This is a genomic window from Engelhardtia mirabilis, assembly GCF_007748095.1.
Taxonomy (GTDB): Bacteria; Planctomycetota; UBA1135; order UBA1135.
In genome coordinates this window covers 626,593-641,519 of record NZ_CP036287.1, presented here as the reverse complement: position 1 = coordinate 641,519, position 14,927 = coordinate 626,593, and the positions used below count along the sequence as shown (strand labels likewise).

The following is a 14,927-nucleotide window of genomic DNA, read 5'->3' as shown; positions in this document are numbered from 1 at the left end:
CTTCGGGTCCTTGTCCCGGTTGCGGAACCTCGGCCTGGTGAGCGAGGCGGCTGCGACGTCACGCGTGGCCCGCGAGTTCCCCATGAAGTCGGGATTCATTCCGGCCAGACTGCCCCCATGCTCTCGATCTCCACAACCGGCCGAGTCGCAGGCATTGCCGACCGCTCCCGGACGATCTTGCTCGCCCTCTTGGTGGCCGGCGCCTCCGCTTCCGCCGCAGAACCCGGCGCTCGGTGCCAGATCCAGCAACCCGACCCGAGTGGGGCTGGCGCTGGCCCCGCGCCGGTCGACGGCCGAGGGGCCAAGGCTCCCGAGGAACCTCCGGGCTACCTCTCCCCGACCGAGTTCCGGCAGATGGGCTCCGGACTGGTCACCCACGAGTCCGGCGCAACCCCGGGCCTGACGATCGTCGCGCCAATCAACTCCCGCTCCCTGCACCTGGTCGACCTGGACGGCGAGATCGTCCACACATGGGAGACCGACCACGCGCCGGGGGAGTGGTGCTATCTGCTCGACGACGGGCTGCTCCTTCGTAGCGCCCGCGAGGACGACGACCCGCACTTTCGGGGCGGCGGAATCGGCGGCCGGCTCCAGCTGCTGGCCCCGGACGGGACGGTGCGCTGGACCCACCGCATCGCGAACGAGAACCGGCACTCCCACCACGACATCGAGCCCCTGCCGAACGGCAACTTGCTGGTGATCGTCTGGGAACGCAAATCCGCCGCCGAGGCCATTGCGCGCGGGCGGGACCCCAAGGCGGTGGGGGCGGCAGGTCTTTGGCCGGACGCGATCTTCGAGCTCGAGCCGACCCTCCCGGAGGGCGCAGCGGTCGTGTGGGAGTGGCACGCCTGGGACCACTTGATTCAGGACCACAACCCCCAGGCCGAGGGCTACGGCGACGTCCCGGCATACCCGGGACGCATCGACATCAACGGCGACCACCGGCGCGATCGACCGCTGACCGAAGCCGAGCGAGAGCAAGAGCGCATTCAGTTCGAGCAACTCGCGGCACTGGGCTACGTCGCAGGCGCACCCGTCGCCGACGACGGCGCGACCCCCGACCGCAGCTTTCTCGACGAGTCGGGCGACATGCTGCACACCAATGCCGTGGCCTACCTGCCCGAGCACGACCTGATCGTGCTCAGCACGCCCGAGTTCGGCGAACTGTGGATCCTCGACCACTCCACCACCACCGAAGAGGCCGCCAGCGACTCCGGAGGCCGGTTCGGCCACGGTGGTGAGATCCTGTGGCGATGGGGCAATCCCCGCCGCTACGGCCGGGGTGGTGAAGAGGACCAGCATCTGTTCTATCAGCACAATCCAACTTGGCTCGCCTCGGACGAGCCCGATGAGCTGCGATTGCTGGTCTTCAACAACCGCGCGCACGGCGATGGCGACGTGCAATTCTCCTCTGTCGAGGAGTTGGTGATCCCCTTCGACCGGGAACGAGGATTCAACCTTCCACCCGACGCCCCCTACGGCCCCGCAGAACTGGCCTGGTCCTATCGTGACCCGGGCAACTTCTATTCGTCGTTCATCTCGGGAGCCCAGCGGCTGCCGAGCGGAAACACCCTTGTCTGCAGCGGTGCAGCGGGACGGCTGTTCGAGGTCACGGCGGCAGGAAGGGTCGTCTGGGACTACTACGGCGATCTGGGCGGGGACGTCGTGCCCCCGGACCACGCGGGCAAGGCACCGGCCCAGGCGATCTTCCGCACCACCCGCTACCCCTTGGACCATCCGGGCGTTCAGCGGGTGTTGCGCGACGGCCAAGACCAGTAGACCGCTCGGCGTCGGCCTGCCCGCGGCATTGGCTCGAACTGGGCGAGATGCTGGGTCGCCCTGGCGCGCTGCGCGCCAGGGCCGTTGCAGGCGTCTTGCCCGGCGAGCCCGACGACTCCAAGAACCGATTGCCAGGCAACGGAAAACTCTGATGCGTGCTTCTAGGGCACCAGGGTGACGGGCACCGCGTTGCTCGCGAACTCCACCGAACCCAGGGCGCCAAGGACCACGTACGCGTGGTGGGTCACGAGGCCAGTCAGCGCAGGATCACTCCCCGCAGGCACGGCTAGCGTCGCAGCGCCGGAACCGTGACCGTCGAGGATACCGAGAGCTCCCGTGACCGGACCGCTGCCTGGACTGCCCAAGGTCAATGGGAAGTAGACCGTGTCGGGTGCGAGCGGGATCTGCACACCATCGACCACCAAGGGCGGGTCCGTCCCACCCAAGGTTCCCAGCAGGAGGTAGATCGCGCCAGCGAACCCGCGCCCGGCATCGAGGGAGAAAGCGCGACTGCCCCCGTCGCTCGCATCGATCTCGTGTCCATCCGCTGCCAAGGGCATCGGGAGCGTCGAGATGACGTGGACTCTCCCCGGCAACAGGGCATCGTCTTCGAACCCGGGGGCGCCCACGGCAAGGTCGACGACCCCGTCGCCGTTGGCATCACCGAGGGTGCTCACGCGAGCTCCGAACCAGTCGTTCGGTTGCGGACCGTCGAAGACGCACAGCACTGCCCCCGTCGCGCCGCTGATCAGACGCACCTGACCAGCCTCGCCCCGCCCCGCGCTGGATGCACCGACCACCAGATCACAATGGCCGTCGCCGTCCACGTCGCCGGCACCATCGACTGCGCTCATGTACTCCGACTCCCCCCCACCGGGGATCTCGAGCAAGAGCGCTCCGTCCGCCCCGGACAGCACCCAGGCACCGCCCGAGTCGATCCCCGCCAGATCCGCGCCAGGCATCGCCGCGATCACGTCGGCCAGGCCGTCCCCGTCCACGTCACCGATCCCCCGCACGTCGAATCCGAGCTGATCGCCGACCCCGGTTCCCTCGGTGATCCAGAGTGTAGCGCCGTCGACACTGGAGTAGACCCGCACGGCGCCACCGTTGAAGGCTCCGCCCGAGGCAGGGTCTCCGTCGGCGAACGGAACCCCGACCACCACCTCGGCGAGGCCGTCGCCATCCAGGTCGTCCACGCGAGCGACGGCAGCACCCACCTGATCGAATGCCGAACCGGAGTGGGACCAGAGCACGGTGCCATCTCGTCCTGAGCGCAACTCGATCAACCCCGCGTTGGTCGCTACGGCGTCCGACTGCGGACTGCCCACGGCCACGTCGTTCGATCCGTCGTCATCGATGTCCGCGATGACCACCAGGGCATGGCCAAAGCGGGCCCCAACCTCGCTCCCGATCCAACTCTGCAGAAGGCTTCCATCGTCGGTTCGACGAATGTCGACCCTCCCCAGCCCTCCCTCACCACTGGGCACACCGACCAGGACCTCGACCCATCCGTTCGGATCGACCTCGCCACCGGCCAAGGCGAAACCGAACTGCTGGAACGGCGCACCACCGGTCCATTGGTAGAGGAACTCCCCTGTCGCTCCCGAGATCAACTGCACCAGACCCGAGGCCGGCCCATCGACGTCGGCCTGAGGCGCGCCCACTGCCAGGTCGGCGTGACCATCGTGGTCGATGTCCCCCAGGGCAGCAAGTGTCCCTCCAAAGTGCCAGCCAGGCATGGCTCCCTCGAAGGTCATCAACTGCTGTTGACCGAACTCTCCCCCTTGGCAGCCCGACGCGTACACCGTCGCAACCGCCACGGTCGGCACCGCTGTCGGCACCGCTGTCGGCACCGCTGTCGGCACCGCTGTCGGCACCGCTGTCGGCACTGAAGTCAGCATCGCGTTGGAGACCGCAGGCGTAGCGGCAGCGACGACCGACGCCGGGAGCACAGCCATCGCCACGCCACTCGCCAAGGCTACGCAGACACTCCTCGATCCATGAATCTCGAACAAGGCTAGATGCCCCCCGGGTTCGCGATCGTCCGTGCGCGGAGCGCGCGACAGGGCCTACAGCTCCATCGCCACGACCGGCCGTGAACGCCACTCGGCGTCCGACGTCGATCGACACACGTCTCGGTCGCTGCCCGACGGACGAACGGGGGCGGCGCCGGTTACACCTCGAATCTCGAATCCCGACGGATCATGCAGCCGCAGCGCCGAACACCCGAGCCGAGGCTGCCACGGCCGACCCCCAGGTCCGCTGCGCCCCTGCCTTTGCATCGGTGATGAGCCCTCATCACTCGAAGCTCTGTATCGCAGTCCAGCGGCTCGCAAGGCGCAAGAGCTGAAGCTCGTCGGCGAAATTCCGAGATCAGGTGCAACCCTATCCGGATCCGGCCGTCTCTCTTGCACGCGCGGTGTCCGATGTGGACTCACGATCGCAAGATCAACTCCGACGGACCAGAGCACTCCATCGCCCTGGAATCCAATGCGGCGGAGATTCGAGCGCGATCCTCAGGAATCCGACTGACTCGAGCCGATTCCCGGTGCCCAGATGACGAAGCCCAAACAACGAAGTCCAAACAACGAAGTCCAAATCACAGCGCGCGAACGATCGCTCTCCAGGCACGACGCACTTCAATGCACGATGCACTTCAATGCACGATGCACTTGAATGCACGATGCATCTACTCGATCCGCTCGATCCGACTCGGATCCGCACGCAGGACCCATCGGTCTCCTAGCTGATCGAGTTTCCCGTGGACTCGAACGGGTTCGGCGATCAGAGCACGGTCCACCAGCTGGCGACCGACGGAGGCACCCGTCTCGTCGACCAGCAGGAGATAGGTGGCGACGCCGTCGCCATCACGCACCAAGAGAACCGGAGGGACGCCGCCGCTGATACAGCGTGTCGCGCAGGCCCGGTGGGGCTTCGTGGCTCCTGGCTTCATGACACCAAGGAAACATTTACTGTCGACAATCTCACCCACAAAGGTGCGCTCGCCGCCGACGCCCTCGATTCGCGAAAGGTCGGGTTGCGGCTTCGCGCCGCTGGCTGACCCGCTCCCGGCATCGCCAGCGGGCTCGCCGAAGGATCCGCTGTCGGGCCCGACCTGGGGCACGACCGACCCCCGCGAGACCTCAATCATCGTCTGACCATCTCGATAGATCAGCGAGCCGCGCAGACTCGCCCAGTAGCCACTCCCACTTCCGACTTCGGACTCCGCGCCGTGCTTGCCTACACCCGAGAGCAAGTAGGTCGACCAGCCCCCCCCGGGGCGCTCGACCACGAGCATCGGATAGGGCTCGGTCTCGATCCAACCAGTGAAGTCGCGTTCCACGCCGAACTCGAAGGCCCCATTCGAGAACGCTCCTTGCGAACCCGCCATGAGGGCCGCGAAGACGACGCTGGTCGCGACCAGCGCGATCACCAGGGCTCGTACAAAGCGCGCCAGCCTTCGCGGCGCGCGCGGCAGGTAGCCGACATAGAACTCCGGCTCACCCATCGCTCGCTCCTTCTCCAATCAGGGCAGGCTCGACCGGCGTCCCCGCGGGCAGGGGCGTCGGATCGATCAGGACTCGACCAGAACGTATCTGCACCCGAAAGGTAGGGACCTTCTCGGTGAACGGTTCTGGCGAAGCCCCATCGAGGGGGCGGTACTGATAGCCGTGCCAGGGGCAGGTGATCAGGCCATCGATCACGCAGCCCTCGCCGAGGGGGCCGTTCTGGTGCTGGCAAGCGTTGGAAACGGCGGAGAACTTGCCGTCGTAGCGGAAGACGGCGACACGATCTCCGGCCACGCTCACCAGCCGCGCGCGCTTCTCGTCGATCTCGCTCACGGCGCAGACGTCGACGAAGGCGGAGTCCTCTTCGCGGAGGCTCGAGAGGCCAAGGCTCGAGTGTCCGGCAGCCGAGCCAGCGGCGCCAGTTGCAGCGTCGCGGCCACGATCGACCGCGACTTCACTGGCGCCGGCGAGAAGGTGGAGTGCCAGCAGGCCGGCCATCCCGATCCCGACTGCGCCCGCGAGAACCGGGCTCGTCTCGGCTTGAAGGACGCCGAGGGACACGTGGCCGACCAGGAGCAGGTAGGCCAGGTAGACGAGCATGTGGAGGGACTTCCAGACGGGTGCCGTGAGGTTCGCGAGCCAGAAGTCGTGGCTGGTCGCAGCCATCAGGAAGAGGATCACCAAGGCGATCACTCCCAGGGGCTGGAAGGGAAACTGGGCAACACTGTCGACCCTGGGGTTGCTGACGAACACGCTGACCAAGGGATTCAGGTCCCCGAGGGCGTGGAACTGCACCAGGGCGAAGCCACCGTGCAGGAGGCCCAGGACGAATGTCGCCACGCCCAGGTGCCGACGGTTGTAGAGCAGCGGCAGGAATCGACTGTCGACTCGACACAGCGGGCCGATTGCAAGCACCAGGTGCAGAAGCAGGAAGGCTCCCGTGCCGAGGGCTCGAATCAACATCGTCTCGGCTGTTGCTCCGGGATGCAGAGTGAAGCCGACGCCGACGAAGGTGGCGAGATACAGCACGATCCCGGCGATCAGGGCCAGGTCGTAGACGCGCTTCTGTCGGTTCCAGCCGACGGCTCGGTATGAGTGCCCCACGGTCAGTCCCCCCTCGATTCAACCGTTGCCATGCCACCGAAACTCCAGCTGGAGACGATGCGGCCGTGGGCCAGGCTGTAGAGCACCGCGCGGGAGCCATCCATCACAGGGAGAGCGGGTAGCTCGAAGAATTGTGCCTCCACGCCGTCGAACGATCCCAGAAGCACGGCGTCGTCCGCGAGTAACTCGGCGCCACCGCGTGGCTCGTCCCCCGTGCCCGCCGGCGGAACGAAGTAGACCAACAGGTCCGGGGCAGAAGTCGACAACGTCAATCGCAGACCGACGAAGCGCCCGTCCCACCTCCACTCGACCATGCCCATTCCCATGCCCGTGCCGCTGCCCGTGGTCCTGATCGAATCAGCGGGCCACCAGGAACGGGCGAACTCGAGGTGCTCGGGCAGCACGTAGGTCGTCACGGGGATCGCGTCGGCAGTGAGTCGATTCTGAAGGTCGGCGAGTTCATTGCCTTCCATCGGAGGAACGGGGGACCGCGAAGCCAGGGCGCTCACGAACACCACTGGGGCGGTCACGGCTAGCAGCAGGGTCAGCCTGCGGTGCCTCGATCGGAGAGGTGCGATCATCGCCGGTCTCCGGCTATCGCTGCGTCGCGATGGGGTGATCGCTCCGTCCGTTGCCGCGAGCGCCGCCAGGGGCCGACGAGCAGAGGCCATAGCGCGACAACTCCGGGGAACACGAGCAGCTTGAAGCCCCTGCTTCCGCCGGCCGCATCTTGGTCGATGCGCCCTGCTCCGTTCAGCAGGAAAGGCACGGCGAACAGCACTCCCGCGGCGAGATAGACGCCCAGGGCTACCAATCCCCCCTCGACTATCGTGACGAGCATTGGCTTCGCCTCAGATCAGCTCGACGTCAGTGATGATCTCCACCAGGGCCGGGCCCTCGTGGTCTAGCGCCTGACGCAGGGCGCCGTCGAGTTCGTCCGGGCTGGTCACTCGGATACCCAGGGCACCGCAACCACTGGCGAACTCCGCGAAGTTCGGGTTCTGCAAGGAGGTCTGCCACACATCCCACTGGCCCGCGCGCTGTTCCTTGCTGATCTTGCCGAGCTCGGAGTTGTTCAGCAGGACGTGGGTGATGTCCATTCCGTACTTCACGGCGGTCGTGATCTCGCCCATGTACTGACCGAATCCTCCGTCACCCGACACGGAGACGATCTGGCGGCGGTCACCCTCGGCGGCCCAAGCCCCCATGGCGGCGGGGAAGCCGAACCCGATCGATCCGAGGTAGCCGGACATCAGCACCGATTGGTTGCGGCACTCGAAGTAGCGGCCGAACGAGTAGGTGTTGTTGCCCACGTCCACGGCAATGACCGCATCTTCATCCACGGCGATGGAGAGGGCTTCGAAGACCGTGGCGGAGTTCAGGCCCCGTCCGCGGTCGTCCTCGCGCCGGCGCGCCTTCTCGTCGCGCCAGATGGCCCAGCGCTCGGCGATCTCACCGCGAGGGTTGACCTTCGACGAGGCTCCGTGCGCCAGGGGAGCTCCGCTCGCCGATGGGGCAGCGGGAGATCCGTGCCCGGAACCTTCCACCTCGCGCTCGCTATCACCGGATGGCCCGCCATCGGCGCCTTCGACGTTCGCAGCGTCGGCGTCCACCAACTCGGTCAACAGAGCCTGGGCGGTGACGTCGATGTCGCCCCAGACCGGGACCTCGATTGCGTGGAACTTGCCCAGGGCCATGCGATCGAAGTCGACCTGGATCGTCGGGATCTTGGGCGTGATGCCCGTGTGGTTCGAGAAGGACGCGCCGAAGACCAGCAGCACGTCGGCCTCGTTCATGAAGTAGCTCGCGATGGAAGTACCGCTGCGACCCAGGACCCCGCAGGCCAGGGGATGGTCGTCGGGGATGATGCCCTTGGCCTTGAAGGTCGTCAGTACGGGCGCGTCGAGCATCTCGGCCAGCTCGATCACGGAGTCCATCGAGAAGCGGGCGCCGTGGCCGACCACGATCGTTGGGCGCTTTGCTCCGCGGAGCAACTCCAGGGCCGCGTCGAGGCTTTCCAGGGGCGGAGCGATCGAGGCGTTCGCGATTCGTCCCCTCGGTTCCGAGGGCTCGGCGCCCTCGGGCGCGGGCAGGGTCTGGACTTCGTCGGGGAAGATCAGGTGAGCCACGTCGCGCTGGACGATGGCGGTCTTCAGAGCCAGGGCCACGAGCTCCGCGTGTTTCGAATCGTGCAGCACGGTCTGACTGAAGGCCGTGACAGCGCTGAAGGCGCTGGCCAGGTCGACCTCCTGGAAGGCTCCGGGGCCGAGCACTTGCGTGTCCACCTGGCCGGTCAGCGCCAGGACCGGGGCGCGGTCGACCTTGGCGTCCCACAGGCCCGTCAGCAGATTGGTAGCGCCAGGACCCGCAATCGTCAGACAGGCTGCTGGGCGTCCGGTCAACTTCGCGTAGCCGGAGCAGGCGAAGGCCGCAGCACCCTCGTGGCGCACACCGAAGAATCGCAGGTTCCCGGCTTCTTCCTCCAACCGCAAGGCATCGGCCAGGCCCAGGTTCGAGTGCCCGACCATTCCGAACACCGCGTCGATGCCCCAAGCCGTCATGGTCTGGGCCATGACGTCCGTGACCGTCGCCGTGTGGGACGCCTCGGCGGGAAGGCCGACGAAGATGCCATCCTCGCGCTCCTCGAGCTGGAAGGTCTCGACGCCATCGTCGAAGCCCGGCGCCTTGCCCGTGCAGGGGTGGTAGTCCCAACCGTGCCAGGGGCAGCGCAGCAAGCCCTTCTCGATCGAGCCTTCGCCCAGAGGACCACCCTGGTGCGGGCAGCGGTTGTCGAGCGCGGCATGACGCCCCTCGAAGTGGGTCAGGCAGAGGGACTTGTGCCCCGCCGTGACCGTCTTCACGCGGCCCTCCGGCAGTTCGTCCCGATCGGCGACGCGGTGCCAAACCAGTTCTGTGCGCTGCTGACTCATCGATTCGATTCCTCGCCGACCCCGGCGTACGCGACCCCTGAAAGGTCGGCCATCTCTCGTTTCCAGGTCGTCAGGTCGTCTCGACTGAACTCGCGCAGGTGCCCATGCCCACAGGCTCGGGCCAAGACCTGCATCAGCTCGACCGAAGCTCGGAAGTAGCGCTCCAGCCGTCGCGCGGCGACCTCGATCTCGAGCCGTGCTCGCAGGTGCTCCTTCTGGGTCGCGATGCCGACGGGGCAGTTGTTCGTGTGGCAGGCTCGCATGCCGAGGCAACCGATGGCCTGCAAGGCGGCGTTGGACAGGGCGATCGCATCGGCGCCCAGGGCCATGGCCTTGGCGTAGTCGGACGAGGTTCGCAGGCCGCCGGTGATCACGAGCGTGACATCCGCCGCGTCACTGCGATCCAAGTGCCGGCGTGCCCGTGCCAGAGCGGGAATCGTGGGCACCGAGATGTTGTTGCGGAAGATCAACGGAGCCGCACCCGTGCCACCACCACGTCCGTCGAGGATCACGTAGTCGACGCCGACCTCGAGAGCCGCGTCGAGATCCCGCTCGATGTGCTGTGCCGAAAGCTTGTAGCCGATCGGAATCCCCCCGGTCAGCTCGCGCACGTGGTTCGCGAAGTCGCGGTATTGCGAAAGCTCCGTCCAATCTGGAAAGCGCGGCGGCGAGACCGCCGCTTGGCCTTCCTCCAGCCCCCGCACTCGGGCAATCTTGCCCACCACCTTGTGTCCGGGGAGATGCCCGCCGGTGCCGGTCTTGGCCCCCTGCCCACCCTTGAAGTGGAAGGCCTGGACCTTGGTCAGAAGCTCTTCACGGAAGCCGAAGCGAGCCGAGGCCAACTCGTAGAAGTAGCGCGTGTTGGCCTGCTGCTCGTCGGGGAGCATCCCGCCCTCGCCCGAACAGATTCCGGTGCCCGCGTACTGCGCGCCCTTCGCCAGGGCCACCTTGGCCTCCTCACTGAGCGCGCCGAAGCTCATGTCGGAGACGAACAACGGGATCTCGAGCCGCAGCGGCTTCTTCGACCGCGGGCCGATCACGACGTCGGTGCCCACCGACTCGTCCTCGAGCTTGGGCAGCTTCGCCAGTTGCGCCGTGAGCAGCTGGAGGTCCTCCCACTGGGGCAACTCCGATCGCGGCACGCCCATCGCCGAGACCCGACCGTGGTGGCCGGTCTGCTCGAGTCCGTTCTCGGCCAGCTCGCTGATCAGCGAGACATAGGGCTCTTCGTCCGCACCGTGCACGTCCTGGTAGGCGCCCTGGTAGGCATCTCGATCGAAGGGCTGGGGGTGGGCCTTGGCGAAGGCGGCGACCTCGTCTTCGTTGACCCAAACCTGCCCCTCGTCGACCCAGGACTCGAAACGGGGCAGGGCCTCATCGTTGTTGTAGGCCGAGATGCCGGTGTCGAGTCGATAGTCCCAGTCGTGTAGGCCGCAGATCAGGTCGTCGCCGCGCACATGCCCGTCGGCGAGCAGCGCACCGCGGTGCAGGCAGCGCCCGTAGAGCACACTGACCCTGTCGTCGTAGCGGACGATCACGAGGTCGACACCGGCCACCAGCGCGTGGGCGGGTTCGCGATCGGCGAGATGGTCCAGGCGGGCGACGGAGGTCTTCGACATGTGATCTCGAGGCGGGGGAGCGATCAAGGCGAACGCGAGCGGCAGGCACCGCCCGGATCGGAACAAATCCGGCGCTCCGCCGCGACAGTCGGCGGCCGCGACGATCGATCGGGGGGCGCCGACCGGGGCGACAGCGCGGAGGGACTCGGGGCGGCTCGCGCTGCGTGCTCGGGGCGCCCTACGGACCATCACGTCCAAGGTGACCGCCCTGGGGGCCGGGATCGTCGCACAGCCCTTCCAATGCAGGCTCCGCCATGCGATAGATCCGCCTTCGCACTCGCCGCCACCTCGAGCCCCCGCCAACGTGCCCGCCACCTTCTACCACTTCATCCACGTCACCTCGCTGCTGCTCCTCGCGGGCGTGACCTTCGCCGCGATCGCCAACCCCGCGCCGGAGCGCCGCAAGAAGGCGCTGATGCTGTCGGGGCTCCTGGGCGTGATCGCGTTGGTCGGCGGCTTCGGTCTGGTCTCCAAGGCCCTCGGAGGAGAGTGGCAGACCTGGGTCTTCGTGAAGATCGGCTGCTGGCTCCTGCTCGCCGGGATGACCGGCCTGATCTTCCGCCGCCCCGAGGCCGGCCGCCTGTGGGGCACGATCGCCGTGATCCTGATCGCCGTGGCCGTCTTCTGCGTCTACTACCGGCCCTTCATGGGCAGCGTCTGATTACGAAGCCGGGCGCCCAACGGGCTTCGACAGACTCACCCGAACGCTGAAGCGGGGCGGCCGGGGCCCGATCGCGACGCACACCCGGCCGGGCGCGACGCGGGACGGGACCCGGCTGGCGACCGCGAAGTCGCCCGGGCTTTCGCCCCGGACGATGGCGAAGTCGCCCGGGCTTGCGCCCCGGACGATGGCGAAGTCGCCCGGGCTTGCGCCCCGGACGATGGCGAAGTCGCCCGGGCTTGCGCCCCGGACGATGGGTGGCCGCCGAACTCGATCGCGTTTCGCGCAATCGAATCCGGGCTCTGGATCGAGCCAGTTGGCCGTCGCGGAAATTGCGCCGTCCCGCGTCCGTAGCCAGGACCGTGTCCATCGGTCCCCTACGCCCCCCACGACCTCGGTGGCTCGCGGCCGCCGTCGTGGCCAGCGGCTGCACGGCATCGATCGAAGATGCCAACGACCGCGCCGCGACCGCCCCGCCCGACGAGGCCCAGCACCGAATCATCCGACGCTGCCAGGCGGTGCTCGACTCGCTCGTGTCCAACGAGGCCTTGCCCGGCATCTCCCTCGGCTTGGCCCTGCCCGATGGATCCGCGCTCGGACTGGCAGCCGGCCTCGCCGACGCCGACAGCGGTGAAGCGCTGACCCCGGAGCACCTGCTGCTCGCCGGCAGCGCCGGCAAGCTCTTCGTGACGGCCGCCGCTCAACTGCTCCTGGCCCGTGGCCAGCTCGACCTCGACCAGCGGGCCGCCGATCGACTCGGCGACCAAACCTGGTTCGCCCGCGTCCCCAACCACGATGCCATCACCCTGCGCCAGCTCCTGCGCCACCAGAGCGGGATCCCGCGCTACGTCTTCGATCCGGCTTTCAGCGCAGCCCTCGTGGCCGATCCCGACCACGTGTGGGTCGCTCCGGAACGCATCGCCTACGTCTTCGACCACGAGCCCTTGTTCGAGGCCGGCCAGGGCTGGGCCTACGCCGACACGAACTACCTGCTCGTGGGCCTCTTGATCGAACGCGCCGGCGGCACTGGGTTCTACGACTACGTCGAGGAGGAGCTGCTGCGCCCCCTCGGCCTCGGCGGTGCACCCGACGGCTCCAGCGACGGCCCCCCCGGCATCGTCCCCTCGAATCGCAGGGACCTGCCCCACATGGCCCAGGGTCATGTGGTCATGGCGCGCGACATGGTCGGCGCCGACCGCTCCTTGAAGGACGGCGTCTTCCAGGTCAGCCCTCAGTTCGAGTGGTGCGGAGGCGGCTACGCCACGCGGCCGGTCGATCTGGCGCTCTGGACGCGCTCACTGATGAGCGGTCGCGCCATCGACGCCGACTACCTGCCCGACCTACTGGACGGCGTCGACTCACCGCCGCTCGGCATCGGCACCCGCTACGGCCTGGGAGTGATCCTCAGCGACGGCGACCTCGGCCCGGTTCGCGGCCACTCCGGCTTCATGCCCGGCTACCTGACCTTCACCGAGTACTTCGCCGAATTCGACTTGGCCGTGACCGTACAGATCAACACCGACGACGGGCGCGGCCTGGGCGAATCGGGCCTCGACCTCTGCACGCGCCTGGCCTCGATCGTGATCGAAGGGCTCGCAGCCGACGCGAGCGCGCCGGGCTCGGATTGGCCGCTCCAGGCAGCCGGGAGCGTGCCATCCCCCGTCCCGCGCGCGCCGCGGGTGCTGGTGCCCGATGCGGGTTAGTCCTCGAGCTGGATCCACTCCAGCTTGTTGCCGAAGCAATCGCTCGAGAACCTCCGGCGTCGTCCCGCCAGGGGCTTGCCTTCGGCGATCTCGAACCCAGCAGCGGCAAGGCGCGCCGCGAGCGCGTCCAGGTCCGTGACCACGATCCCGGGATGGGCCTTGGTCGCCGGCGCGAAGGGCTCGAGCACTCCCAGGTGTAGCTCCACCGGGCCCTTGCGAAACCAACAACCGCCGCTCGATCCGGGCTTGGCCAGCTCTTCCATGCCGAGCACGCCGCCGAAGAAATCGCGCGCGCGCTGCTCCTCGCCACGCGGCATGGCCAGTTGCACGTGGTCGACGCCCAGGAAGTCCATGTACGAATCCTAGCTACCTCGGCTCGCGAGGGCGCGGGGCCAACACGCCCACTCGTTCGCTGACGGCACCATCTCGCCGTCCCCGATGGAGCAAGCGCACCGGCAGGGGCAACTCGCCTCTCGGGCCGTCGCCGGGGTCGGAGGACCGCCGCCGGTCGGACTTGCCCGGCCTGGATCGCGACGATCGCGGCTGAGTCGCCGACCGGGGTCGGTTCTGCCAAATCGACTCCCGGACGGCCGGGGGTGATTCCGATAGCCCCCCAGGTGCCCGCCACGTGGACCGCGGCCCCGGATCCAACGCCGCACCGAGTCCCAGGCCGACCAAATGCCATGAGCCCCCTCCGCGACGTCCTTGCTCGCCTGGCCAAGAGCCTGGCGGGCCAATCCCACGCTCAATCGGGCGAGGAGCTCGAGCCCCTTCCCGAGGGACTGGTGGAGCTCGACCCCGAGACCGACGAGTTCGCCGACTTCCTCGAGAGCATCGGCGCCACCGACGCCGACGAGGATGCGACCCTGCGGCTCAAGGACGCCCAGATTGGCGAGCTGCGGTCGAACCTGACCAAGATGCGGACGGTGGCCGACACCCTGGCCGACACCCAGCAAGCCCGCCTGGCGGCCGAGGCGCGGGTGCGCGAACTCGAGAGCCAGCTGGCCGCACCCGGCGCGGACCTCGACCCTGAGGAGGCGCTGACCGTGGCCGCCCTCACCAAGCGGGTCGAACGTCTCGAGCAGAGCCTCGAGAAGGAGCGCCAACGCTACGAGAAGCTGCACCAGCGCTTGGAGACCGCGCGCGAGAAGGTTGCCGAGCGGCACCGCGTGGCCGCCGAGCGCTGGCACGAGCTGCGACGCGTCGGACGCGAGCGCCGCATCCTGGAAGACCGAGTGCGCCTGCAGGGAGACAAGCTCGACGAGATCCGCGGCCTGCTGCCCAGCCTGCTCAACGCACGCGGGTCTGCGGCGAAGGGCGCTGCCAAGCGGATGGGCGAACTGATGGGCGAGTCGGACGATCCGAACGACGGCGTCTCGCGGCATGAATCCAGCTCGAACATCGACGCCCTCGCCAAGACGAAGTTCTTCCCGCTGGACGAGGACGACGACGGGGATCGCCCGGCCTAGTGTCCTGGATCAGAAATTCGGCGTCACTTCCCGGGCTCCGATCGCCGCTGGCGTCGCCAGCGCCTCCTCCGAGTATCGCAGCGGATACGCGTCGTCGGCGCGCCTAGCCAGCATCGATCGGACCTCCGGACAGTGACGCCGAATTTCTGATCC

At 67.9% G+C, this 14,927-nt stretch carries 11 protein-coding genes; 4 read left to right on the top strand and 7 right to left on the bottom strand.

The window, feature by feature from the left end; all coding sequences use genetic code 11:
* Positions 1–117: 117 nt before the first annotated feature.
* Positions 118–1,779 carry an aryl-sulfate sulfotransferase gene (locus Pla133_RS02420; RefSeq protein ID WP_145062024.1) on the top strand — a complete coding sequence of 554 codons (1,662 nt, stop codon included), beginning with the start codon at positions 118–120 and terminating at the stop codon, positions 1,777–1,779.
* A gap of 161 nt (positions 1,780–1,940) precedes the next feature.
* Here Pla133_RS02420 and Pla133_RS02415 read toward each other — a convergent pair whose 3' ends face one another.
* From Pla133_RS02415 to Pla133_RS02385, 6 genes are all read right to left on the bottom strand, one after another.
* The gene (locus Pla133_RS02415; protein WP_145062022.1) at positions 1,941–3,680 is read right to left on the bottom strand and encodes an FG-GAP repeat protein; all 1,740 of its coding nucleotides are present in this window, start codon (positions 3,678–3,680) and stop codon (positions 1,941–1,943) included.
* A gap of 788 nt (positions 3,681–4,468) precedes the next feature.
* Entirely contained in the window at positions 4,469–5,287 is an 819-nt protein-coding gene (locus Pla133_RS02410; protein WP_145062020.1) for a hypothetical protein, read from the bottom strand.
* Entirely contained in the window at positions 5,280–6,392 is a 1,113-nt protein-coding gene (locus tag Pla133_RS02405; RefSeq protein WP_145062018.1) for a Rieske 2Fe-2S domain-containing protein, read from the bottom strand. The genes Pla133_RS02410 and Pla133_RS02405 overlap by 8 nt, the downstream gene beginning before the upstream one ends.
* A gap of 2 nt (positions 6,393–6,394) precedes the next feature.
* A complete protein-coding gene (locus Pla133_RS02400; RefSeq protein WP_145062016.1) occupies positions 6,395–6,865 on the bottom strand; it encodes a hypothetical protein in 471 nt (156 codons plus the stop codon).
* A gap of 378 nt (positions 6,866–7,243) precedes the next feature.
* Positions 7,244–9,322, bottom strand: coding sequence for a thiamine pyrophosphate-dependent enzyme (locus Pla133_RS25840; protein WP_419192049.1), 2,079 nt, complete (start codon positions 9,320–9,322; stop codon positions 7,244–7,246).
* On the bottom strand, positions 9,319–10,941 hold the full coding sequence (locus Pla133_RS02385) for a glutamate synthase-related protein (RefSeq protein ID WP_145062014.1): 1,623 nt from the start codon (positions 10,939–10,941) through the stop codon (positions 9,319–9,321). The genes Pla133_RS25840 and Pla133_RS02385 overlap by 4 nt, the downstream gene beginning before the upstream one ends.
* 304 nt (positions 10,942–11,245) lie before the next feature.
* Here Pla133_RS02385 and Pla133_RS02380 point away from each other — a divergent pair, with 304 nt between their 5' ends.
* Both Pla133_RS02380 and Pla133_RS02375 read left to right on the top strand, forming a co-directional pair.
* The gene (locus Pla133_RS02380; protein WP_145062012.1) at positions 11,246–11,602 is read left to right on the top strand and encodes a hypothetical protein; all 357 of its coding nucleotides are present in this window, start codon (positions 11,246–11,248) and stop codon (positions 11,600–11,602) included.
* A gap of 518 nt (positions 11,603–12,120) precedes the next feature.
* Complete coding sequence (locus Pla133_RS02375) at positions 12,121–13,305, top strand: serine hydrolase domain-containing protein (RefSeq protein WP_419192048.1); 1,185 nt, start codon at positions 12,121–12,123, stop codon at positions 13,303–13,305.
* Here Pla133_RS02375 and Pla133_RS02370 read toward each other — a convergent pair.
* A complete protein-coding gene (locus Pla133_RS02370; RefSeq protein WP_145062008.1) occupies positions 13,302–13,658 on the bottom strand; it encodes a VOC family protein in 357 nt (118 codons plus the stop codon). The two genes, Pla133_RS02375 and Pla133_RS02370, sit on opposite strands and share 4 nt — an antisense overlap.
* Before the next feature lie 330 nt (positions 13,659–13,988).
* Here Pla133_RS02370 and Pla133_RS02365 point away from each other — a divergent pair, with 330 nt between their 5' ends.
* Positions 13,989–14,774, top strand: coding sequence for a GumC domain-containing protein (locus Pla133_RS02365; RefSeq protein WP_145062006.1), 786 nt, complete (start codon positions 13,989–13,991; stop codon positions 14,772–14,774).
* The last annotated feature ends 153 nt before the right edge of the window (positions 14,775–14,927 follow it).

What these genes read in the sequence shown, in the direction of transcription:
- Pla133_RS02365 (WP_145062006.1), top strand. Translation starts at nt 13,989, where the DNA reads ATGAGCCCCCTCCGCGACGTCCTTGCTCGCCTGGCCAAGAGCCTGGCG.
- Pla133_RS02410 (WP_145062020.1), bottom strand. Translation starts at nt 5,287, where the DNA reads ATGGGTGAGCCGGAGTTCTATGTCGGCTACCTGCCGCGCGCGCCGCGA.
- Pla133_RS25840 (WP_419192049.1), bottom strand. Translation starts at nt 9,322, where the DNA reads ATGAGTCAGCAGCGCACAGAACTGGTTTGGCACCGCGTCGCCGATCGG.
- Pla133_RS02420 (WP_145062024.1), top strand. Translation starts at nt 118, where the DNA reads ATGCTCTCGATCTCCACAACCGGCCGAGTCGCAGGCATTGCCGACCGC.
- Pla133_RS02370 (WP_145062008.1), bottom strand. Translation starts at nt 13,658, where the DNA reads ATGGACTTCCTGGGCGTCGACCACGTGCAACTGGCCATGCCGCGTGGC.
- Pla133_RS02385 (WP_145062014.1), bottom strand. Translation starts at nt 10,941, where the DNA reads ATGTCGAAGACCTCCGTCGCCCGCCTGGACCATCTCGCCGATCGCGAA.
- Pla133_RS02400 (WP_145062016.1), bottom strand. Translation starts at nt 6,865, where the DNA reads ATGGAAGGCAATGAACTCGCCGACCTTCAGAATCGACTCACTGCCGAC.
- Pla133_RS02415 (WP_145062022.1), bottom strand. Translation starts at nt 3,680, where the DNA reads ATGCTGACTTCAGTGCCGACAGCGGTGCCGACAGCGGTGCCGACAGCG.